Annotated in this window: 19 protein-coding genes and 1 tRNA gene; 12 read left to right on the forward strand and 8 right to left on the reverse strand. The window is 51.4% G+C overall.

Going from position 1 to position 21,747, the window contains the following annotated elements; genetic code table 11:
• Positions 1 to 313 precede the first annotated feature (313 nt).
• The 3 genes from F0P93_RS02375 (at position 314) to F0P93_RS02385 (ending at position 2,350) form a co-directional block, all read left to right on the forward strand.
• Positions 314 to 396 (forward strand) — tRNA-Leu (locus F0P93_RS02375).
• Positions 397 to 731: 335 nt separating this feature from the next.
• A complete protein-coding gene (locus F0P93_RS02380) occupies positions 732 to 1,103 on the forward strand; it encodes a DMT family protein (RefSeq protein ID WP_150874765.1) in 372 nt (123 codons plus the stop codon).
• A complete protein-coding gene (locus F0P93_RS02385) occupies positions 1,097 to 2,350 on the forward strand; it encodes an MFS transporter (RefSeq protein WP_150874766.1) in 1,254 nt (417 codons plus the stop codon). Before F0P93_RS02380 ends, F0P93_RS02385 begins: the two co-directional genes overlap by 7 nt.
• Positions 2,351 to 2,399: 49 nt before the next feature.
• Here the strand turns inward: F0P93_RS02385 and F0P93_RS02390 are convergent, their stop codons facing one another.
• Entirely contained in the window at positions 2,400 to 6,578 is a 4,179-nt protein-coding gene (locus F0P93_RS02390) for a hybrid sensor histidine kinase/response regulator (RefSeq protein ID WP_150874767.1), read from the reverse strand.
• Between the two features lie 239 nt (positions 6,579 to 6,817).
• Between F0P93_RS02390 and F0P93_RS02395 the strand changes: the two genes are divergently transcribed.
• Positions 6,818 to 7,435, forward strand: coding sequence for an SOS response-associated peptidase (locus F0P93_RS02395; RefSeq protein ID WP_150874768.1), 618 nt, complete (start codon positions 6,818 to 6,820; stop codon positions 7,433 to 7,435).
• Positions 7,436 to 7,439: 4 nt separating this feature from the next.
• Here the strand turns inward: F0P93_RS02395 and F0P93_RS02400 are convergent, their stop codons facing one another.
• Positions 7,440 to 8,051 (reverse strand): deoxynucleoside kinase, encoded by a 612-nt coding sequence (locus tag F0P93_RS02400; RefSeq protein ID WP_150874769.1) that lies wholly within the window; start codon positions 8,049 to 8,051, stop codon positions 7,440 to 7,442.
• Positions 8,052 to 8,136: 85 nt separating this feature from the next.
• On the opposite strand from F0P93_RS02400, the gene trhO reads away from it, so the two are divergent.
• A complete protein-coding gene (gene trhO / locus F0P93_RS02405; protein ID WP_150874770.1) occupies positions 8,137 to 9,093 on the forward strand; it encodes an oxygen-dependent tRNA uridine(34) hydroxylase TrhO in 957 nt (318 codons plus the stop codon).
• On the opposite strand, the gene F0P93_RS02410 is transcribed toward trhO, so the two are convergent.
• Positions 9,076 to 9,585, reverse strand: coding sequence for a GNAT family N-acetyltransferase (locus F0P93_RS02410; RefSeq protein ID WP_150874771.1), 510 nt, complete (start codon positions 9,583 to 9,585; stop codon positions 9,076 to 9,078). The genes trhO and F0P93_RS02410 overlap by 18 nt on opposite strands.
• A 109-nt stretch (positions 9,586 to 9,694) precedes the next feature.
• Between F0P93_RS02410 and surE the strand changes: the two genes are divergently transcribed.
• The gene (gene surE / locus F0P93_RS02415) at positions 9,695 to 10,540 is read left to right on the forward strand and encodes a 5'/3'-nucleotidase SurE (protein WP_150874772.1); all 846 of its coding nucleotides are present in this window, start codon (positions 9,695 to 9,697) and stop codon (positions 10,538 to 10,540) included.
• A 12-nt stretch (positions 10,541 to 10,552) separates the two neighbouring features.
• On the forward strand, positions 10,553 to 12,124 hold the full coding sequence (locus F0P93_RS02420) for a GH3 auxin-responsive promoter family protein (protein WP_150874773.1): 1,572 nt from the start codon (positions 10,553 to 10,555) through the stop codon (positions 12,122 to 12,124).
• A gap of 77 nt (positions 12,125 to 12,201) precedes the next feature.
• On the opposite strand, the gene F0P93_RS02425 is transcribed toward F0P93_RS02420, so the two are convergent.
• Together F0P93_RS02425 and F0P93_RS02430 are read right to left on the reverse strand one after the other, a co-directional pair.
• Entirely contained in the window at positions 12,202 to 12,840 is a 639-nt protein-coding gene (locus F0P93_RS02425; RefSeq protein ID WP_138992013.1) for a LysE family translocator, read from the reverse strand.
• Between the two features lie 7 nt (positions 12,841 to 12,847).
• Entirely contained in the window at positions 12,848 to 13,396 is a 549-nt protein-coding gene (locus F0P93_RS02430; protein WP_150874774.1) for an NUDIX domain-containing protein, read from the reverse strand.
• A gap of 70 nt (positions 13,397 to 13,466) precedes the next feature.
• Here F0P93_RS02430 and F0P93_RS02435 point away from each other — a divergent pair, with 70 nt between their 5' ends.
• Positions 13,467 to 14,471 (forward strand): cation diffusion facilitator family transporter, encoded by a 1,005-nt coding sequence (locus tag F0P93_RS02435; protein WP_150874775.1) that lies wholly within the window; start codon positions 13,467 to 13,469, stop codon positions 14,469 to 14,471.
• Between the two features lie 220 nt (positions 14,472 to 14,691).
• Here F0P93_RS02435 and F0P93_RS02440 read toward each other — a convergent pair whose 3' ends face one another.
• Positions 14,692 to 15,255: a hypothetical protein gene (locus F0P93_RS02440; protein ID WP_150874776.1), complete on the reverse strand. Its 564-nt coding sequence runs from the start codon at positions 15,253 to 15,255 to the stop codon at positions 14,692 to 14,694.
• A gap of 180 nt (positions 15,256 to 15,435) precedes the next feature.
• Here F0P93_RS02440 and F0P93_RS02445 point away from each other — a divergent pair, with 180 nt between their 5' ends.
• Positions 15,436 to 16,371 carry a sugar phosphate isomerase/epimerase family protein gene (locus tag F0P93_RS02445; protein ID WP_150874777.1) on the forward strand — a complete coding sequence of 312 codons (936 nt, stop codon included), beginning with the start codon at positions 15,436 to 15,438 and terminating at the stop codon, positions 16,369 to 16,371.
• An 82-nt stretch (positions 16,372 to 16,453) separates the two neighbouring features.
• Here the strand turns inward: F0P93_RS02445 and folE are convergent, their stop codons facing one another.
• Complete coding sequence (folE, locus tag F0P93_RS02450) at positions 16,454 to 17,188, reverse strand: GTP cyclohydrolase I FolE (protein ID WP_150874778.1); 735 nt, start codon at positions 17,186 to 17,188, stop codon at positions 16,454 to 16,456.
• Positions 17,151 to 17,567, reverse strand: a complete 417-nt coding sequence (locus F0P93_RS02455) for a 6-carboxytetrahydropterin synthase (protein WP_150874779.1) — start codon at positions 17,565 to 17,567, stop codon at positions 17,151 to 17,153. The genes folE and F0P93_RS02455 overlap by 38 nt, the downstream gene beginning before the upstream one ends.
• A gap of 338 nt (positions 17,568 to 17,905) precedes the next feature.
• On the opposite strand from F0P93_RS02455, the gene F0P93_RS02460 reads away from it, so the two are divergent.
• The 3 genes from F0P93_RS02460 (at position 17,906) to F0P93_RS02470 (ending at position 21,686) form a co-directional block, all read left to right on the forward strand.
• Positions 17,906 to 19,258, forward strand: a complete 1,353-nt coding sequence (locus tag F0P93_RS02460; protein WP_150874780.1) for a Gfo/Idh/MocA family protein — start codon at positions 17,906 to 17,908, stop codon at positions 19,256 to 19,258.
• Positions 19,259 to 19,377: 119 nt separating this feature from the next.
• Entirely contained in the window at positions 19,378 to 20,610 is a 1,233-nt protein-coding gene (locus F0P93_RS02465; RefSeq protein ID WP_150874781.1) for a sugar MFS transporter, read from the forward strand.
• Positions 20,610 to 21,686 carry a mevalonate kinase family protein gene (locus tag F0P93_RS02470; protein WP_150874782.1) on the forward strand — a complete coding sequence of 359 codons (1,077 nt, stop codon included), beginning with the start codon at positions 20,610 to 20,612 and terminating at the stop codon, positions 21,684 to 21,686. Before F0P93_RS02465 ends, F0P93_RS02470 begins: the two co-directional genes overlap by 1 nt.
• Positions 21,687 to 21,747 lie beyond the last annotated feature (61 nt).

The raw sequence follows: 21,747 nt of genomic DNA on the forward strand, positions 1-21,747 counted from the left end.
TCGTCAACGGTCCATGGTCAACCGTCAATCGTCCCCCCACAAAAAAACACTGGCTCTTCTATCGGGAGAAGAGCCAGGTTCAGTGCTAACCTATGATGAACGAACCAGCCCGGTAGTAGAACCACCGACCTGAATAGGGTCCGCGCTTTTGTTTTTCACGCCAGCTACGAACCACTATACGTTCTGGGTCATAAAGGCACAGAGATCACTGCACATACTGATGGTCGCATCATTTTTTAGTAATAAGGAAAGACGCCTTGGTTTTTTGAGTGCAAGTGCCTACTTTTGCATCCACAAAAAATACGGTTTTCCTGTCCATGTGGTGGAATTGGTAGACACGCCATCTTGAGGGGGTGGTGCCGTCATGGTGTGAGGGTTCGAATCCCTCCGTGGACACATTGAAATCGAAAATCCCCGTAAGCGGCTGTTTACGGGGATTTTTTTGTAGTAAACGATTGATGAAGCGTTCTTCAGCTTAAGATTAATTAATTTCTTCTTCAGTTCACCCTCAGTTTGTTCGGGTAGAATTTGCATTCTAAATGCACGTAATTCGGCCTCCCACCACCCTACGAACGACCCCGTCGGGCATCGAATAAGTGCGTGTCAATGAGGAGCCAAGTCGTAGTACGATGGGCGGCATTCCCGGTTTGATAAAAATGAATTTTGAATAGAGCGTAACAAGACCTGCGCACAGGGGGTTTAGGGTACCATCATCCCAATTGAGAAAACGAATGAAATCACTTTACTGCATCGGCCTGCTAACCGTCTCGAACATTTTTATGACCCTGGCCTGGTATGGCCACCTTCAACTCAAAAACTATCCATTCATCGCAAAACTGTCTCTGTTCGGCATTGTCATGCTCAGTTGGGGGCTGGCTTTTTTTGAGTATGTGTTTCAGGTGCCGGCCAACCGAATTGGCTCCAACGAAACGGGGGGTCCATTTTCCTTATTCGAATTGAAAACGATTCAAGAAGCGGTTTCGCTGACGGTCTTTACACTCATCACGGTTTACTTTTTCAAAACGGATAAACTAGCCTGGAATCACCTGGTGGGGTTTGCCTTCATGGTCATAGCCGTCTTTTTTATTTTCAAAAAATGGTAAGAGCATCTCCTGAAATTCCGGCATCCATCCCCACCAGGACAAGCTTGCGGGCACTGGATGCGGCCAATTTCTTCCTGGCGGATGTGCGTGACGGCCTTGGCCCCTACCTGGCCATCTATTTACTCGCCACGCGACATTGGAACGCCCAGGATATCGGAATCGCCATGTCACTTATGGGCATTGCAACCGTTGTGGCCCAAACACCTGCCGGAATACTCGTTGACCGCACGCGACGGAAACGTCTGTTATCGATTCTGGCCGCTCTGCTGATTGCTTCGGCCGCTCTGCTTACCGTTCTGTGGCCCCGCTATGAAATTATTCTGGGTGGACAGGTCCTCATGGGCTTTGCTGCGGCCTGGTTTGTTCCGGCGGTTGCTGCTATCACGCTCGGCCTGGTTGGACCCAAAGCGCTTGATAATCGGATTGGCCGGAATGAAACCTTCAACCATGCGGGCAATGTAGTTGCCGCCATACTGGCTGGTCTCATTGGGTATTATGTACAAACGGAAGGTATTTTTGTCTTGCTTGCCATGATGTCGCTTGTGAGCAGTGTATCCCTCTGGCGGATTCGGGAAGATGACATTGACCATGAAATGGCCCGGGGCAAAAGCTCCACCGAAAAAGGGGAGGAAAAGGAAGACAAAGCGACGGGGATTCAAGCCGTGATGGGAAACCGATCGATCCTGTTTTTTGCTCTGGCTTGCGTGTTATTCCACTTTGCAAATGCCGCCATGCTGCCCCTGCTGGGCCAGCGCCTGGCCCAGGGAAGTAGTGCCGGGGCTTCATCAGCGTACATGTCGGCCTGCATCATCGTGGCACAAGTGGTCATGATTCCTGTCAGTCACGTTACCGGACAACTGGCTACGCTAGGCCGTAAGCGGTTGTTACTGATTGCATTTGCCGTATTACCCATTCGGGGACTGCTTTATACGCTGACAAACGACCCAATTTTGCTGGTAGCCATTCAGATCCTGGATGGGATTGGAGCGGGCATTTTTGGCGTCCTATCGATTCTGATGGTATCCGATCTGACCAGCGGGAGCGGATTGTTCAACACCACGCAGGGTGCCATTGCGACCGCCGTTGGCTTGGGTGCATCACTCAGCAATGCTTTTTCGGGTGCCCTCCTCCAGCGAACCAGCTACCATGTGGCATTCCTGACTCTGGCCGGATTAGCCGTCATTGCCCTGGCCGTGTTGTGGTTCTTTGTACCGGAAACCCGCCCGAAAGCACACCAAAGGATGTGACACCCGATACGAAGTGCGCATGCAGAAATAAAGATAGCTTATTGACACCCTACACCCGCTGCTGCCGCCGGATCGAGGCTTTTTCCAGGGCGGTTTTCAGCACGTCGAGCAACAACGGTTTGGAAATGTAATCGTCCATCCCGGCTTGCAGACATTCCTGCTCATCTTCCTTCATGGCATTGGCCGTCATCGCAATGATGATGGGCTGCGGGCCAGCTTGTCGGCGAATGCGTCGGGTGGCTTCCAGACCGTTCATTTCAGGCATCTGAACATCCATCAGGATGGCATCATACGGTTTATCCCGCAACATGGTCAGCACTTCGCTCCCGTTTTGAGCCAGATCGGGCTGGTATCCCAGCTTGTTCAGAATATTCAGAATAAGTTTCTGATTGGCCAGATAATCCTCCGCAACCAGAATAGCAAGGGGGTTTTGCCGGGCGAAATCGTCAGATAAACTGTGTTGAACGGGACGAAATATCGCCGACTGGGTTTCATCGGGCTGTTTCAGTTGCCGTTGTACCAGATCGAAAAGCTGCTGCTGGCGGATGGGTTTGGTAAGAATGGCCGAAAAAAGATCCGGATACGATTTCCGGGTCTCTTCACCCACCGAGCTCAGCAGAATAATCGGCAGCCGGGGATACTGCGAACGGATTTTTCGGGCCAGATCCACCCCGTTCATCCCCGGCATCTGCATATCGGTAACGACCAGTTGAAACAACGGATTGGCCGACAGGAGCGATAACGCCTGAGCGCCCGACAAGGCCGTTACCGGAACCAGTTTCCACTGCTCAAGCTGCGATTTCAGGATGGTCAGGTTGGTCTGGTTATCGTCGACCACCAGCACCCGTTTGCCTTCGTTTTCGGCGGTATTGAACAAAATATAGTGCCGTTTGGCCTGTTGACTTACCCGGCAACGAACGGTAAATGTAAAGGTCGTGCCCCGGCCTTCCTCGCTTTCGACCTCGATTTCACCGCCCATCAATTTGACCAGCCGCTCGCTAATCGCCAGCCCCAGGCCTGTGCCGCCATACCGCCGGGTCATGGAGGAATCGACCTGGGAGAATGCCTTGAAAAGCCGCTGGCGTTTGTCTTCGGGAATGCCGATACCCGTGTCGCGCACCTGAAACGCCAGTTCCAGCTCATTGTCGTTGATGCGCTGGCGAACGTCGGCCCGCACAAACACTTCGCCTTTGTGGGTGAACTTAACCGCATTCCCGATCAGGTTGATCAGAATCTGACGCAGGCGCAACCCGTCTCCGATAACGTGCAGAGGCACCTGATGTTCAAACTGGTAGACCAGGTCCAGCCCGTTTTCGGCGGCTTTTCCGGCAAACAGATCCAGCACATCTTCCACACAATGGAGCAAATCGATGTCGCCTTCTTCCAGCTCCAGACTTCCGGATTCGATCTTGGAAAAGTCGAGAATGTCGTTGATAACCCCCAGCAGGTTGGTTCCGCACTGGTGAATGGTATCGACGTATTCGTGCTGTTCTTCCGACAGTTCCGTTTCCTGCAACAGATAGGTCATGCCCAGCACGCCGTTCATGGGCGTTCGGATTTCGTGGCTCATCGTGGCCAGAAAGACGCTCTTGGCCTGGTTGGCTTGCTCCGCTTCTTCCCGGGCCTTTTTTTCCTGAATCTGCTGTTCGTGAATTTCTTCAACCAGGGCCTGCAAATGTTCCGACTGCGATTGCAACTCTTCCTTTTGGTAAAGCACCTGGGCCGTTCGCTCGGTCACAATTTCTTCCAGTTTCTCCTTCTGGGCTTTGAGTGCGCGGGTTCGCCAGCGAATGATGAGGTTGGGGCTGGCCAGAAACGCCAGGGCCATTAACGACCCAAACCACCAGGTTTGCCAGAATGGCGGTTTGATAATGACCCGGAATGCCGTGCCCCGTTCATTCCAGACGCCGTCATTGTTGGACGCCTTCACCCGGAAGGTGTAAAAACCAGGGTCGAGGTTGGTGTAGGTAACCACGCGCTTGTGGTTTTTGTAGTTCCAGTCCCGATCGAATCCTTCCAGTTTGTAAGCGTACTGGTTTTTTTCGGGCAGTGAGTAATTTAAAGCCGCAAATTCGAAGGTGAGCGTCGATTGCTTCGCCGACAGGCTGATCTTGTTGGAGCGGAGCCAGACCGGCTGGTCGAAAACGTGCAGGCTCGTGATGTAAACCGGCGGAACGTCGGGGTTATCCCGCAGACTGTCGGGCGAAAACGCGTTCAAACCGCCAATCCCCCCGAAGTACAAGTCGCCCTGCCTGGTTTTGTAAACCGACATGCGATTGAAGAAACCCCGTTGCAGACCGTCACCGGCGTCAAAATTGCGAAACGTCTGGTTATTCTGATCGAAGCGGGCCAGCCCTTTGTTGGTGCTGATCCAGATGTTTCCGCGCCGATCGCTGGTAATGGCCCGAATCACTTCGTTGGTCAGCCCGTTTTTCTGTCGGAAGGCCACAAACGTCTGTTTACGCCGGTCAAAACGGTTCAAGCCGCCGTTGGTGCCCACCCAGAGCTTCCCGCTGGCATCTTCATACAGGCTGTTGATCAGATTATGGCTGATTGTGCCGGCCACCTGCCGGTTGTGCCGGTACACGGTAAAGGTGCCGGTTTCGGGATTGTACCGGTTTAAGCCTCCGCCTTCGGTGCCGACCCACAAGGTTCCAGTGTGGTCGTAACAGAGCGAACTGATGTATCCCTCGCTGATGCTGCCGGGCTGGGAAGGATCCGGCCGGAAGTGCGTGAATTTCCCGGTGTTTTTGTCATACCGGCTGATCCCGCCCCCCAGCGTTCCCAGCCAGATTTCACCTTTTTTGCCCTCAACGATGGTGCAAACCGTTTCGTGGCTCAAACCTTTGGCGTTGTTGGTTTGCCTGAAGTTGGTAAATTTTCCGGTCGATTTATCAAACCGACTGAGTCCGCCTTTGTAATTTCCTACCCAGATATCGTTGTCCGCATCCTGATACACACTCATGATGAAGTTACTGCCTACGCTGCCCGGATCGGTCGGGCTGTGTTTGTAGTACGTATATTTTTGCGTGGCTTTCATCAGGACATTCAACCCCCCTCCGTCCGTTCCGATCCACAAATTGCCCTGCGGGTCCACCAGCATCGACATGATGTTGGAGTTATTCAGCGTATTCGAACTGTTTTTATCCCGCTTGTAGAGCACGAATTTGGCGGGCTGGTGATCCAGGAAATTAATTCCCTGATTGTAGGTACCAATCCACATGTTGCTGCTGCGGTCCCGGCAAATGGCATATACTGAAGCATCGTTGATTCCGTCGGCCTTGTTTTCGTCGTACAGGTACCGGGTAAAGGTGGTCCGGTTTTTATTGAGGACACTGATCCCGCCATTTTCGGTGCCAATCCACAAATTCCCATGGCGATCCTCCCCGAGTGAGTTCAGGTCATTGTGACTAATGGTACCCGGATCGGCCGGATTGTGCTGGTAGCGAGTGAAGGTTTCCTGATCGGGATTCAGCCGGTTGAGCCCACCCCCTTCCGTGGCAATCCAGAGTTCTCCCTTCGAATCTTCAAAAAGTTGCCGAAGATTGTTGTGACTCAATGACGACGGATCGGCCGGGCGGTTTTGATAATGACGAAAGGTGTGCATCGTGGTATCCAGCCGGTTAAGTCCTCCGCCAAAAGTTGATACCCAGATCCGGCCCACGCGGTCGATCACCACATCCTGAACAAAATTATTACTCAAACTGGTAGGAACACCGGCTTGGTGGCGGTAGTGCGTAAAGGTGTGGTCGGCGGTGTTAAATCGATTGAGTCCGGCGTCGGTTCCGATCCAGAGATGGCCATACCGGTCTTCAACAATGGCCGTTACCCGGTTGTTACTCAAACTTTTAGGATCCCGCTCAATCTGCCGGTACGATGTAAAGCCCCCGGTTTTTTTATCAAACAAGCACAAGCCTCCGGCGTCGGTTCCGATCCACAGGCGACCCTGCCGGTCTTCATAGAGGGAGCGAATGTAATTATCACTCAGGCTGTTGGGCCGGTTTGGATCATTGCGGTAAATCGTAAACGAATAGCCGTCGTAGAGGTTGAGTCCATCCTGTGTCCCAAACCACATAAAGCCCTGCTGATCCTGAATGATGCAGGTTACGTTGCTTTGGGAAAGCCCCTCATTGGTGGTAATGTGCTTAAACCGAACCGGTCCCGTCTGAGCTACGGAAGCGGAACAAATCAGGAAAAAGGCCAGCAGCGAGAGAATAACGATTTTCATGTAAAAGGCCCAGAGATTCTAAAAGTGCAATATAGGTTTATTCTTAGATACTTTATATAGCTGTCTGATAATTGCATCCCTAACAAAAATTGATCCTGATTTTCGGGATTGACCACTAGCTATTTTTACGGAGCTTTTTTTTACGCCCGCAGGCCCGTTTTCCAGCCTGCGGCCTGGTTCCTGCCCCCTCATTTCCGGGAAATTTCGTACCTTGGAGTACGCAACATCCAACCGTTCCGATGTGTTATTCCGTCAATGCCCGGGCTGAACTGGTCGAATTGGCAAAATTGAATAAAATTCTGCGATACCCGGATTCATATGTTTCAGTGGGAAAAATTTCCGGTTTTGCTCATCCGCCGCTGCCCGTTATTACGCAGGAAAATCCGCAGGAAATCCAGCTTTTTCAATGGGGATTATTACCGGTCTGGGCCCGGGAAGACAAAGCGGCCGAGTTGGCCAACATGACCCTCAATGCCAGGGAAGATTCGATTTTTGAAAAACCGTCTTTTCGGGATAGCATCCAGTCAAAACGCTGCCTGCTGCTCATCGACGGTTTTTACGAATGGCGCCACGAAGGGAAACAGAAAATTCCGTACTACATCACCCTGACGGATCAAAAACCGTTTGCCCTGGGCGGCATTTATTCGGTCTGGAAAAACCGGCCGACCTTTTCGATCGTGACCACGAAGGCCAACCCGCTCATGGAATACATTCACAATACTAAAAAGCGCATGCCGCTCATTCTGAACCGTGAAGAAGAACGGCGCTGGCTTGACCCGGAGCTGACCAGGGCCGAAATCAAGGAGCTGATGCAGCCGCTGGACGAAGGGCAGATGGAAGCGAAGGTGATAGCGTAAGACTTCAATTTCCTCCCAACACCCGGTCAATCCGCTTTATAATTGCCCGTAAATCCTCCGGATGGTTCACGTAATCCAGCTCGTTTACGTCGATTACCAGTAATTTTCCGTCGGTATAGTCGGCAGTGAAGGCTTCGTAATACCGGTTTAAGTTCGCCAGATACGCCGGGCTGATGGATTTTTCGTAGTCCCGGCCCCGTTTGCGAATCTGCTCCCGAAGCTTGGGAATTCCCGCACGCAGGTAAATCATCAGGTCCGGCGGATGAACCAGCTCCAGCATGTTTTCGAACACCCGGCGGTAGGTCTGGTAATCACGCGGACTCATAAACCCGCTTTCGTGCAGGTTGCGGGCAAAAATAGAGGCATCTTCGTAAATCGTCCGGTCCTGCACCACCGACCGGTTTCCGGCATTGATCGTCAGCATTTGCTCAAACCGGCTGTTCAGAAAGTAAATCTGGAGGTTGAACGACCAGCGATTCATGTCCTCATAGAAATCCACCAGATACGGATTGTCCTCGACGGCTTCTTTCAGAACCTCCCAGCCGTAGTGAGCGCCGAGTAGATGGGCCAGTGTCGTTTTTCCGGCCCCGATATTTCCGGTTATCGCGATGTGCATAGCGGTCATTCGTTACCCAAACATGGACGTCAGGGATACTTTTTATATCTTTGTGTGTGAACCAGTGACAGGAATTGTTTGTGTTATGAAGCCCTATCGCGTTTTATTATATTATTGCTATACAACCATTGAAAACCCGGAGCAGTTTCGGGATGAACACCACCGGCTGTGCATCCGGCTCAATTTGCTGGGCCGAATCATCATCGCGCCCGAAGGACTGAACGGCACGGTTTCAGGTTTGCCCGCCGACTGTGACGAATACATGCGGATTGTGAAGTCCGACCCGCGGTTTGAAAGCCTGGAATTTAAGGTGGACGATTACGCCAGCCACGCGTTTCAGAAACTGAATGTTCGGTTGAAAGACGAGATCGTCAATTCCGACCTGCCGGTCGATCCGCGCGTCAGAACCGGGGTTCACCTCGAACCGGAGGAATTCCGGCAGATGAAGGACGAAGAAGACGTGGTGTTGATCGACATGCGGTCCAATTACGAACATTCCGTCGGCAAATTCAAAGGAGCGATTACGTTCGACATGGAGAATCTGCGGGAACTGCCGCAGCACCTGGACGAAATCAAACACCTGAAAAACAAAAAAATCATTACGTATTGCACGGGCGGCATCAAGTGCGAAAAAGCCAGTGCCTACCTGCTTGATCAGGGGTTTGAGAACGTCTACCAGCTTCACGGCGGTATTATCAAATACGGTCTTGAGGAAGGCGGTGAAGACTTCGATGGCAAGTGTTACGTGTTCGATAACCGGGTTGCGGTCGATGTCAACCAGGTGAACCCGGTGGTGATTTCAACCTGCTACCGTTGCGGAACGCACACCGACCGGATGATCAACTGCGCCAGCCCGGCCTGCAACAACCACGTGACGCTCTGCGAAGCGTGTGGAGACGAGCACCAGGGAACCTGCGCGGATGCCTGCAAAACCGACCCGGCCCTGCGCCCCTACGACGGCACCGGCTACTACGCGAAGGAAACCCGGGGCTATTCGCCCCTGCTGGGCTACCGGAGCCAGCAATCAACCCTGAGTCACTAACGGTTTTTCGAGTACAAAATCATTCATCCAGTACGGCCCGATCGGAATATCTTCTTCCCGGACCACTTCAAAGCCCAGCCGTTCGTAGAATTGCCGGGCTTTGTTATACCGGTTTACGTTCAGATACAGGCGGTTTCCGCCAGCCGAAAGGCACCGGCGGATGACTTCTTCCAGCAAAAGCCGTCCGGTTCCCTTGCCCTGTTCGGTCGGCAATACGTAGATTTTGTGTAACTTAAACCGCTCGTCGTTGGCTTCATTCCGCGAGAACGCTGCAAAACCGGTCAATTTCTGATCAGAAAAGGCCAGAATAAACTCCTGTTTCTCGACGGTCATTTGCTCCCGGAGGGCCTCCTGTGAATAAATGGCCTGAAACATGTAGGTAATCTGTTCCTGGTCGAGAATGGCGCGGTAGGTGGGTTCCCAGATGAGTTCCTGCAGGGCAATGATGGAATCGATGTCGGAAAGCGTTGCGGTTTTGAACTCGAGTGACATATGGTTTGAAATTAAGCCGTACAAAATTAACGGAAAAGAGGATAGTCGAGCGGGAAAAGAGCCGAAACCCTTACCTTTGGCATCCAGTAAACACGCAAAACGAAGTATCATGCCGGACCAAAAACCGCTCATTCTAGTCACAAACGATGATGGCATTACCGCCCACGGCATCCGAACGCTGGTGGGTTTAATGCAACAACTGGGTGACGTTGTGGTAGTTGCGCCCAACAGCCCGCAGTCGGGCATGGGGCACGCCATCACGATTGCCTCTCCCCTCCGCTTAAATAAAGTTGATCTGTATCCGGGTATACCCGCCTACGAATGCTCCGGAACGCCCGCCGATTGTGTCAAGCTGGCGAAACATTTTGTACTGAAAGACCGCAGCCCGGATCTGGTCGTCAGCGGCATCAACCACGGCAGCAATACGTCCATCAGTGTGCTGTATTCGGGCACCATGTCGGCGGCCATCGAAGCCGCCATCGAGGGCATTCCCGCGATCGGGTTTTCGCTCTGTGATTACGCCCACGATCCCGATTTTTCCCATACGCACGACCACATTCTGAAAATTGCCGGACACGCCCTTGAACACGGTATTCCGAAAGGTGTCACGCTGAACGTCAATTTCCCGGCCAAATCGGACAAACCTTTGCAGGAAATCCGGATCTGTCGGCAGGCGGATGCCCGCTGGCAGGAAGAGTTCGACCAACGCAAGGACCCCTACGGCCGGAGCTATTTCTGGATGTCCGGGAAATTTGTCAATGACGATCCCGGGGAGGATACCGACGAATACGCCCTGTCGCAAAACTGCACGTCGGTGGTTCCCTGCCAACTGGACCTGACGGATTACAAGATCATTGAAACCATGAAATCCTGGAACATCAACGAACGGAATCCGGCCATCCCGGCGTCTGCTGCACCGAAAGAACTGCTCGAAACCGGTAAACAACAATCCTAACGATTTTGCCCTATGGCCTTATTAGGAAGCTTATTGAAAAGGGGTATTTCGCTGACCAACGTGGTTCGGCGGAAAAAATTGAATGCCCTTAAATTACAGAAGAAAACCTTTGTCAAGCTGATCGGGAAAGCCCGCTACACGCAATTTGGACAGGCTTTTCAGTTTGAAGACATTGAAAATGCCGCCTTTTTCGAAGACGAAAAGGAGTTTTATAAAAAGTTTCGGGAGATCGTTCCCATCTACGATTACAACAAAATTTACAAAGACTGGTGGCAACGGTCGATCAACGGCGAAAAAAACGTCTGCTGGCCGGGTCGGGTCAAGTATTTTGCGCTGAGTTCCGGCACCTCGGAAGCGGCTTCCAAATACATTCCCGTCACGAAAACCATGTCGAAGGCGATTCAGAAAACCAGCATCCGGCAAATTCTAAGCCTGGGCCGCTACCAGCACCTGCCATCGCAACTCTACGAAAAGGGCTTTCTGATGCTGGGCGGCAGCACGATGCTAAATTACCGCGACAACCATTTTGAAGGCGATTTGAGCGGGATTACGGCCAGCCAGATTCCGTTCTGGTTCCAGCAGTTTTACAAACCGGGCAAAGAAATTGCGCAGGAACGCGACTGGGCGTTGAAACTGGACGAAATTACGGAACAGGCGAGTCAGTGGGACATCGGTTTTGTGGTGGGCGTTCCGGCCTGGATTCAGTTGCTGATGGAGAAAATCATTGCCCATTATAAGGTCAAAACCATTCACGACATCTGGCCGAATCTGATGGTGTTCTGCCACGGCGGGGTGTCGTTCGAACCGTATCGGCACGGTTTTGAGCACCTGCTGGCCCGACCGATCACCTACATCGAAACGTATCTGGCATCGGAGGGATTCATTGCCTACCAGACGCACCCCAACGCCGAAGGCATGCAGTTGGTACTCGACAACGGCATTTTCTTCGAATTTATCCCGTTCAACGACGAAAACTTCAATGCCGACGGCGAGGTCATCGACAAACCACAGGCGCTGATGATCGATGAAGTGGAGGAAGGTAAGGAATACGCCCTGCTGATCTCGACCTGTTCGGGAGCCTGGCGGTACCTGATTGGCGACACGATTAAGTTCGTTTCCAAAAAACACAGCGAGATCGTCATTACCGGACGAACCAAGCACTTTCTGAGTCTGTGCGGAGAACACCTGTCGGTGGATAACATGAACAAAGCCGTCGAACTGGCGTCGCAGGAACTCAACATCGATGTGCGGGAATTTACGGTCGCCGGTATTTCACACGACACCCTTTTCGCGCACCACTGGTACATTGGGACCAACGACCCGGTCGATGAAACGGTGTTGAAAAACCTGATCGACGCCAAATTAAAAGAACTGAACGATGATTACGCGGTCGAACGCCGGCACGCTCTCAAAGATGTGTTTGTAACGGTGTTACCTGCCAAAACTTTTTACAAGTGGATGGAAGTCAAGGGAAAAATGGGCGGTCAGAACAAATTTCCGCGGGTTCTGAAGAAAAACATGATTGCCGACTGGGACGGTTTTCTAAAAACGCAGGGCATCGAAGTGGGTGCTGCGCGGACATAACCCCGTCGGCGATTCTAACCGCTGTCAGGGTCTTCGACCGCTAACGGGGTTAGAATCGCCGACGGAATTATAGTTGGTTATTGCTTCAGCATCGCAATCAGCGGATCGTATAGCCGGGTCCAGGCCAGTTGAAGGGAAATGAAAATGAAGACGACTCCGGTGACCCGGTTGAAGATCAGCACCACTTTGGGCGTAAAAAACCGCTTCAGTTTGTGGGCAAAAACTGCCAGTGCCGATTCGGTCAGGAAAATACTGACCAGACTGGCAATCATAAAACCGTAGCGTTCCTGGTGGCTGTAGTGCAGCGAATTGGTCAGGTATGCCGCCAGCGTGACCCAGGTGATAAAGTTGATCGGATTGATGGCATTCAGGACGAAGCCCGTCGTGAAGTAATAGAGGAAATTGCCGAAGCGGGTTTTCGGATAAGCCAGCCGGGGCGTCCCTTTAAAGAGGTTGGCAACGCCCATTGCCATCAGAAGAATCACGCCAAACAGTGTTAGATAGAATTCGAAACCGTCTATTTTGGGCAAAAAAGCCGTACCAAACAAGGCACAAACGACAAAAATGGCATCGCAAACCACCACGCCGAAAGCAATCTTGATGCCCGACCGGTAGCCATTATCGACACTATTTTGCATCAGGGAAAAAAATACGGTTCCGAACGTCAGGCAAAGTAAAATACCCGCAATAAAACCGTAGAAAATAGCTTCAATCATCATGCGATCAGATCTGTTTCAACCGCGCTACTTTCAGCAGGGCGCAGACGCTGAGGGCATCGGTAATTTCACTGTTCATCACCATATCAACGGCGTCCGCTAAGGAAACCCGCCGAATTTGCAATTGTTCCGTTTCTTCCGGTTCGTGCGCCCCCTGAGTCAGTTCCTCCGCGATGTACAGAAAGCCCTCTTCGTCGGTGGCCGAATTGGAGGTGTGAATGCGACCAATCATCGTCCACTTTTCGGCTTCCAGGCCGGTTTCTTCCCGGAGTTCGCGCCGGGCCGATTCCAGCAGGTCCGTGCCGATGGGGGCACCGCCTTCCGGTACCTCCCAGGAATACTCATCGAGCGGATAGCGGTATTGGCCTACCAAATAGGTGTAGCCGTCCTGATCAATAGGAACAACAACAACGGCTTTATTCTTGAAACTGACGACGCCATAAATACCGGGCGTGTTAGCGGGCGTAACCACCTCTTCGTGTCTGATTTTCAACCAGTTGTTATCATATACAACGGTTGATGTAAGTGTTTTCCAGGGATTTTCCGTAAACTCCATACCAGCAAATGTAAAGAGAAATCCTTTACAGTTTGCTACCTTTACAGGCTATAAACCAGCCAACGGCTCCATGCAACCCAGTCAGCGAATCAAATACAAGTGGATGTCGATCTCATTGGGACTGAGTGTGGCACTGATGATTCTCAAATTTACGGCCTGGTGGCTGACGTCGTCCACGGCGGTTTTGACGGATGCCCTCGAATCCATTATCAACGTGATTGCCAGCGGGTTTGCCCTCTACAGCATTTACCTATCCGGCCAGCCCCGCGACCGAAATCACCCGTATGGACACGGTAAAATTGAGTTTTTCTCCTCCGGTTTTGAAGGGGCGTTAATTCTATCGGCGGGGCTTTTCATCATTTTCCAGGCCATTCAATCCTTTTCACATCCGCAATCCATCACCAACCTGGACTGGGGTCTGGCGCTGATCGCCCTGACCACGGTGGCCAACGCGCTGGTGGGCTGGCTGCTGATCCGAAACGGACGCGCTACGAATTCGATCACCCTCATTGCCGACGGTCGTCACCTGCTGGTCGACAGCCTAAGCAGTTTGATCGTGGTGGTGGGCATCGGCCTCATCTGGCTCACCGGGTTGACCTGGTTCGATGGCCTGTTGTCGCTTATTCTCTCCGGGGTGATCATTTTCAACGGTCTCGGCCTGATCCGGCACTCGGTGGCGGGTTTAATGGACGAAACCGACCTGGCGCTGCTGCAACGCATTCTGGATATTCTGAAACACCACAAGCGCAGCAATTGGATCGATATTCACAACACGCGCGTGCAGCGGTACGGGGCTGATCTGCACATCGACTGCCACCTGACGCTGCCTTACTACTGGACACTGGCGCAGGTTCACCAGGAAGTTCATGAGTTTGAAGAAGTGCTAAAGCGGGAAATCGACACGGAAGTGGAAATTTTTATTCACGTCGATCCGTGTTTGCCGGAATGTTGCCACTATTGCCGTATTGCCGACTGTCCGGTTCGGGCCCATGCATTCTCCGGCGATGTGGAATGGACGATTGCTAACATTTCGACCAATCAAAAACATTTTGTCAGGGAAGCTGAGCCGAATTGATGCGGTTCTTTTTCAAAAAAATTTCACAAAATCCGATTAAAAAAGTTGGCCGTTATCAACTTTTTTGTAATTTTCGGTGAGAATTTAGTGCTCAAATGAGATACTTAATTCAGGTTGTATTCATATCTCGGTTAAAAAGGCCCCCGCACACGCTGCTGAGGGCCTTTTTCCTTTTTGAGACGTCCTGGTTTAGTACTGCAAGACTTGAGGGGATCGATTTTTAAGTTAAACTGTCCATCAGCCTTACATTTCCCCGCAAATCAATAAAAAAACAATGGACGTTGAGTTGGTGATTTTCCAACACAATTTCATTTCCCTTGACAACTTCCTTTGGAAACGGTTTAGTATGAATCTCCCTGGCAAGCGTTAAGGCAAACTCTTTGTGGCATTGGTATTCTTCCTCCCTTGAACTGAACGTCCCCGTCCCATCAATCAGAAACTCCTTGTATGCCCCACAATCTTCGTGTTCTATAATGTAAACATCCTTAATGTCGTGCAACTTCACGGCTATTGCCAGATGGTGGTCGAGCGTTGTCTTCCAGGGTTTGAAATGATCATAGGTTTTCAACGCCTGGGGATCAAACCGATGCCGGTGTTCATGGGCCGCATGGGTGCATAATGAAGTACCGGCCAGCGCAAAATGATCGTACCGATTGTGCAGATTATCGTGGTGAAGAAAATGAAGCAGGTTGTCGGTCAGTCGCAGGTCGATACAACTGATGACCAGAATATTTTTGTGAGGCAACTGATATTCCTCAATTTTTGGATAGGAAAGAATTGACATCGTGGACAGGAGTTTGGTACCTGACAAATATAACCGATTCGTTCACAAGACCATACGCCCCTACCGCGCGTCAGGGGCGGTAGGGGCCATCGTTCGGGAGTCCGATAAACCAAGCTTTTTTAGTATCTTTCCTCACTTTCATCCCAGTTTCGAGATTAACTCATTTAAAACGATTAACCTATGACATCGCGTCGCTCCTTTTTAAAACAACTCAGCGTCTTGACCGCCACGGCGTCTGCCCTTCCCGCTCTGGCCGAGGCCGCTGCCAAAAAACCGTTCTTCGAGATTTCGCTGGCCGAATGGTCGCTGCACAAAGCGTTGTTCAACGAGAAAAAAATTACAAACCTGGACTTTCCAGCCCTCGCTAAAAAGGAATTCGGCATCGATATCGTCGAATACGTCAACCAATTTTTTAAGGATAAAGCGCAGGATGCCACGTATCTGAAAGAATTGATGATGCGCTGCAAGGACAATGGCGTTCGGAATCACCTGATTATGATCGACGGAGAAGGCTATCTGGGCGAAACCGATGCGGCCAAACGCAACGAAGCCGTTGAAAAACACAAGCCCTGGGTCGAATGCGCCAAAACGCTGGGTTGTAAAACCATCCGGGTCAATGCCTTCGGAAAAGGAACGGAAGAAGAAGTGGCCAAAGCCGCCGTGGAAGGACTGGGAAAACTGGGCGAATTTGCCAAAACCATGAACATCAACGTAATTGTCGAAAACCACGGCAGTTATTCGTCCAACGGCCAGTGGCTAACGGGCGTCATGAAGCAGGTCAACATGAAAAACGTCGGTATTCTGCCCGATTTCGGCAATTTCTGCATCAAACGCAGCGACAATTCCGAATGGGGCGGCAAGTGTGTGGAAGAATATGACCGCTACAAGGGCGTGGGTGAAATGATGCCGTTCGCCAAGGGCGTCAGTGCCAAAACCCACGACTTCGACGCCAGCGGCAACTGTACGGACACCGACTACATGCGCATGATGAAAATCGTGAAAGACAGCGGTTTCAAAGGCATCGCCGGGATCGAATACGAAGGCTCAACCCTGAGCGAATACGAAGGAATCAAAAAAACAAAAGCGCTTCTGGAGCGCGTGGGAACACTTGTTTAATAGGATAACGATAAATTATGAACGATGAACGATGAATTTTACTGGCGAAGTCCAATCATCGTTCATCGTTCATAATTCATCATTATAAAGCTGCGGTTGGTTCGCTGACGTGGCGCAGGAATTCCTGCCGGGTGGCTTCATCTTCCTTGAATTTGCCGCCGTAATGCACCGTAACGGTCGAGCTGTTGACATCCTGAACCCCGCGCATCGAAACGCACAGGTGCCGGGCGTCGATCACCACCGCCACATCCTCAGTCTCCAGCACGGTTTTCAACTCGTTGGCAATCTGCACCGTCAATCGCTCCTGCACCTGGGGGCGCTTGGCGAAATACTGTACAATGCGGTTGAGTTTGGACAATCCAATCACTTTTCCACTCGAAATATAGGCCACGTGGGCGCGGCCGATGATCGGCACAAAATGGTGTTCGCAGTGCGAATGTACGGTGATGCCCTTTTCAACCAGCATTTCATTGTACTGGTATTTGTTTTCAAACAGAGCCGCCTGCGGTTTTTTCGCTGGATCGAGACCGCTGAAAATTTCCTTGACGTACATTTTAGCGACTCGCCGGGGTGTTCCTTTCAGGCTGTCATCGGTTAAATCCAGCCCCAAAATGTTCATAATGTGCCGAAAATGGCCTTCGATCAGGTCCATTTTTGCCTCATCACTCAAGTCAAAGGCATCATCACGCAACGGAGTTTCGATGGAAGACGCCACGTGGTCATCACCCATTTCATCGACTGTTACGTCATGAAGCAGGTCATAAGCAGGATGATGGCCGTTAGACCGGGTATTCAACGAAGTTCCGTTCGGTTTCATAGAGTCTGATTTTCAAATCCAGAGATGAATCTAGCTGGCTACGCAGCGAATCGTAAATAACTATGGCAATATGTTCGGCGGAGGGATTGAGGTTTTTAAATTCTTCCGTGTCTACATTGAGGTTTTTATGATCAAACCGGTCCGTAACGCGGTCTTTGATCAAATCACTGAGCAATTTCATGTCCATGACGAAACCCGTAACGGGGTCTACCTCGCCGATGACCTGAACAATCAGCTCATAATTGTGGCCGTGATAATGAGGATTATTGCACTTGCCAAAAACCCGTTTGTTCTCTTCATCCGACCATTCCGGATTGTGGAGACGATGAGCCGCGTTGAAGTGTTCTTTACGGAACACCGCTACCCGTTTTTTGTCCATTCTGTCAGAACCGGTCGCCCGGATTTTTCGATTGATACTAATTCTCGACCAAAATGTCGTCAGAAAGGATGTCTGCAACACATTTGAGCCGTCAAGCGGTGGGATAATCCGCCTTCAGGAAGCAATTTCAGTCAGTTTCGCAGGGATAACAGCCCGGTTTCTGATTTGGTTCATACGTATATACCGGCGATTTTAAGAAATTATTAAGCCTTTCGGAATCAACTGTAGGCAACTCTCTGGATAATAATACAAGTAATCCCGTCATTTTTTTGGCTCTACCGATATTTTGCTTTTTTTTACGGCTTAGTCCTTAACAAACCCTTAACGACCGAACCTACTTGAAAACGAATCGACGTCACTTTTTGCGTTCTGCGGCCGCAACCGTTTCCTCCGCCCATTTATTTCCGACCATTCTAACCGGTGCACCGGCCCAGGACAAAAAAGTCCGGCTGGCTTTTATCGGTGTGGGTGGCCGGGGCCGCAGCCACGTCGATCAGGCCATTTACCGGAACGATGTGGCCATTACGGCCATTTGCGACATTGATCCCGATGCGATCAACCGCACCAAGGCCATGATTAGCAAGGCCGGACGACCCGAGCCGGCGGTTTTTGGCAAAACGGACGAAGATTTTCTGAACATGCTCAAACGCGACGACATCGACGGCGTGGTGATTGCCACCCCCTGGGAATGGCACGTGCCGATGTCGGTAGCCACGATGAAAGCCGGGAAATACGCGGGGGTTGAAGTGTCGGCGACGGTTACCCTGAAAGAATCCTGGGATCTGATCGAAGCGTCGGAAAAAAGCGGAATGCCCTGCATGATTCTGGAGAACGTCTGCTACCGGCGCGATGTCATGGCGGTTTTGAACATGATTCGTCAGGGTCTGTTCGGCGAAATGCTGTATGCCCACTGCGGGTACCAGCACGACCTGCGAACCGTCAAGTTTAACGGCGGTATGGGCAAAGAAGGCGTCGAATTCGGAGCCAAAGGCTATTCCGAAGCCCGCTGGCGGACCCAACATTCCGTCGATCGCAACGGCGATCTGTATCCTACCCACGGTTTGGGGCCGGTCGCCCACTGGCTGGACATCAATCGCGGCAACCGGTTTATGTATTTGACGTCAACTGCGACCAAGGCCCGGAGTCTGCACAAATTTGTGGTAGACAAAGGCGGAGCCAACCACCCGAACGCCAAAGTCAATTTCAAACTGGGCGATATTGTTACGACCGTCATCAACTGTGCGAATGGCGAGAACATCGTGATTATGCACGATACGAACTCACCCCGCCCCTATTCGCTGGGCTTCCGGGCGCAGGGAACCCAGGGCATCTGGATGGATGATGGAAAAACCATTTATATTGAAGGAAAAAGTGCCAAACCGCACCAGTGGGAGCCTTTCAAAGAATACCAGGACCAGTACGACCACCCGATCTGGAAGCGCCACGCTCAAACCGCCGAAAATGCGGGCCACGGCGGAATCGATTTTTTCGTGATCCGGGCTTTCATCGAGTCCGTCAAACGGAAAGTGCCGCCCCCAATCGACGTGTATGACGCAGCGGTCTGGAGCGCCATCAGTCCACTCTCGGAAGAATCCATCGCCAAAGGCAGTAAACCGATTGAAATTCCGGACTTTACGCGCGGCAAATGGAAGACAAATAAGCCCATTTTTGCTTTAACGGATGACTATTAATTCGGTAACGGCCCAATAATCAGAATAAAATTCTTAATTAATAAAAAAATTTAAAATATATTAAACGACTGCGTGTTATATTGCGAGCTCGTTCTCAATTTCTCCAAACTTCTCAAAAAATGACTCCGACTGCAACCCGGAATTCAACCAATAGCTACCTTGGGCCACTGCTCATTGTCGGCATGTTATTTTTCATTTTCGGATTTGTCACCTGGGTCAATGGGGTGCTGATTACCTTTTTCAAACAGGCTTTTCAGCTCAGCACCGTAGGTTCGAACCTGGTAGTGTCGGCGTTTTTCATTTCTTACACGCTCATGGCGATTCCGTCGTCCTGGCTGCTTAAGAAAACAGGATTCAAAAACGGGATGTCGCTGGGCCTGATCATCATGGCCATCGGCACCATCACGTTCATACCGGCTGCCAAGGCGGTTTCGTATCCGTTGTTCCTGGTCGGTTTGTTCCTGATCGGAATTGGCTTAACGGTTCTGCAAACGGCTTCCAATCCTTACGTGACCATCCTTGGACCCCGCGAAAGTGCGGCACAACGGATTAGCTTCATGGGGGTCGCCAACAAATTAGCGGGCATCATCAGCCAGTTTATTTTCGGCGGTTTGTTGTTAACGGGGGCCAATGTCATTTCGGCCGAGGAATCGCTGAACAAAGTGGTGACGCCGTATTTGATTCTGACGGGCGTTCTGGTGGTGCTCGCCATGCTAATCCGCTTCTCTACTTTACCTGAAGTATCCGAAGAGCAGGATGAAGACAAAACACTAGTAACCAAGCCATTAACCACGGATAGCGTATGGCAACATGCCAACCTTGTACTGGGCGTTCTGGCTATTTTTTGCTACGTAGGGGTCGAAGTCATTTCGGGCGACACCATCATTAACTACGGCGTTGCGCTGGGCTTCTCCAATGACGAAGCCAAATACTTTACGGCCTATACGTTGTACGGCATGCTTGGTGGTTACATCCTGGGCATCATCCTCATTCCGCGTTTCCTTTCGCAGCAGAAATCACTCATCATTGGAACGAGTCTCGGTTTGGTTCTGACCGTGGGTGCTTTGCTAACCGACGGGTTTACGTCCGTACTGTGCATCGCGCTACTGGGTTTTGCCATCGCACCGATCTGGCCGGCCCTCTGGCCTTTGTCGCTAGACCGGCTGGGTAAATTCACCAAATTAGGCTCAGCATTACTAATCATGGGTATTTCCGGCGGTGCGTTACTGCCCCTGCTGCACGGTTATCTGACCGACGCCGTTAGTCCCAAATTAGCGTACGCCATGATCCTGCCCCTGCTAAGTTACATCTTGTATTATGCGGTAGCAGGAAGCAAAAAACACACCTGGTAATGAGCCAATTAAGCGTTTCCACCCCCGGCAGAATCTGTTTGTTCGGCGAACACCTGGATTATTTGGGGCTGCCCGTCATTGCCGCAGCCATCAACCGGCGAATCCGGATTACCGGTTCGCACCGGGCGGATCGGAACGTGGTGATCAACCTGCCGGATGTGAACGAGCGGGAAGAATTCGAGCTATCGGATTCCAGTCTGGTGTATACCAAACCGCGTGATTATTTTCGGAGCAGCTACAATGTGCTGTTAAAACACGGTTACCGGTTTTCAAAAGGGGTGGAATGTGAAGTCCACGGAAATATTCCGATCAATTCCGGTACGTCGAGTTCATCAGCGTTGGTGGCTTCCTGGCTGCATTTTCTGATGCGCATGAGTGACCGTCCGCGGTTGCTGAGTCGGCAGGAAATTGGCAATCTGGCCAATGAGGCCGAAGTGCTTGAATTTGGCGAACCGGGTGGCATGATGGATCATTATTCCACCGCCATCGGCGATGTGATCTATCTGGAGTCGGAACCGCACATTGAAATTGAAGAATTACGGCCCAAACTCGGTGCCTTCGTGCTGGGCGACTCGCTGGAAGCCAAAGATACGCTGGATATCCTGGGTCGGCTGCGGAACGGTGTCAACGGAATTATTCAGAAAATCAAAGCCGTCAACCCTGAATTCTCCCTCCATACCACGGATGTCCTGGAACTTGACGACTACCGTCTTTTTTTATCGGGCGAAGAAAATACGCTGCTGGAAGGCACGGTTTCGAACCGCGATCTCCTCCGCGAAGCCCGGCAGGTGCTGGAATCAGCTGATCTGAATCACATCCGGCTTGGCGACTTACTCAACCGTCACCACGCCAATCTGCGGGATGCCCAACGCATTTCGACACCCAAAATCGACCGAATGCTCGAAGCGGCTTTGAATGCCGGGGCGCTGGGCGGTAAAATCAACGGTTCGGGGGGCGGTGGGTGTATGTTTGCCTACGCACCCGGCCATGCCGGAGCCGTCGCCGAAGCCATTGAACGCCAGGGCGGTGCGGCCTATATTATTCGGGTAGACGAAGGCACCAAGGTCGAAGAATAGAATAACCGACTGATTATCAACGTATATCCATCTCTTTTACTAACGTTCCGAAATGAACAAT

The organism is Larkinella humicola, from assembly GCF_008727875.1.
Lineage (GTDB): Bacteria > Bacteroidota > Bacteroidia > Cytophagales > Spirosomataceae > Larkinella > Larkinella humicola.

Coding starts and splice junctions, on each gene's coding strand:
- F0P93_RS02400 (WP_150874769.1), bottom strand. CDS start 8,051: ATGCACATCGCGATAACCGGAAATATCGGGGCCGGAAAAACGACACTG.
- F0P93_RS02465 (WP_150874781.1), top strand. CDS start 19,378: ATGACTCCGACTGCAACCCGGAATTCAACCAATAGCTACCTTGGGCCA.
- F0P93_RS02470 (WP_150874782.1), top strand. CDS start 20,610: ATGAGCCAATTAAGCGTTTCCACCCCCGGCAGAATCTGTTTGTTCGGC.
- F0P93_RS02390 (WP_150874767.1), bottom strand. CDS start 6,578: ATGAAAATCGTTATTCTCTCGCTGCTGGCCTTTTTCCTGATTTGTTCC.
- F0P93_RS02395 (WP_150874768.1), top strand. CDS start 6,818: ATGTGTTATTCCGTCAATGCCCGGGCTGAACTGGTCGAATTGGCAAAA.
- F0P93_RS02380 (WP_150874765.1), top strand. CDS start 732: ATGAAATCACTTTACTGCATCGGCCTGCTAACCGTCTCGAACATTTTT.
- F0P93_RS02420 (WP_150874773.1), top strand. CDS start 10,553: ATGGCCTTATTAGGAAGCTTATTGAAAAGGGGTATTTCGCTGACCAAC.
- folE (WP_150874778.1), bottom strand. CDS start 17,188: ATGAAACCGAACGGAACTTCGTTGAATACCCGGTCTAACGGCCATCAT.
- F0P93_RS02430 (WP_150874774.1), bottom strand. CDS start 13,396: ATGGAGTTTACGGAAAATCCCTGGAAAACACTTACATCAACCGTTGTA.
- surE (WP_150874772.1), top strand. CDS start 9,695: ATGCCGGACCAAAAACCGCTCATTCTAGTCACAAACGATGATGGCATT.
- F0P93_RS02440 (WP_150874776.1), bottom strand. CDS start 15,255: ATGTCAATTCTTTCCTATCCAAAAATTGAGGAATATCAGTTGCCTCAC.
- F0P93_RS02410 (WP_150874771.1), bottom strand. CDS start 9,585: ATGTCACTCGAGTTCAAAACCGCAACGCTTTCCGACATCGATTCCATC.
- F0P93_RS02435 (WP_150874775.1), top strand. CDS start 13,467: ATGCAACCCAGTCAGCGAATCAAATACAAGTGGATGTCGATCTCATTG.
- F0P93_RS02385 (WP_150874766.1), top strand. CDS start 1,097: ATGGTAAGAGCATCTCCTGAAATTCCGGCATCCATCCCCACCAGGACA.
- F0P93_RS02445 (WP_150874777.1), top strand. CDS start 15,436: ATGACATCGCGTCGCTCCTTTTTAAAACAACTCAGCGTCTTGACCGCC.
- F0P93_RS02425 (WP_138992013.1), bottom strand. CDS start 12,840: ATGATTGAAGCTATTTTCTACGGTTTTATTGCGGGTATTTTACTTTGC.
- trhO (WP_150874770.1), top strand. CDS start 8,137: ATGAAGCCCTATCGCGTTTTATTATATTATTGCTATACAACCATTGAA.
- F0P93_RS02455 (WP_150874779.1), bottom strand. CDS start 17,567: ATGGACAAAAAACGGGTAGCGGTGTTCCGTAAAGAACACTTCAACGCG.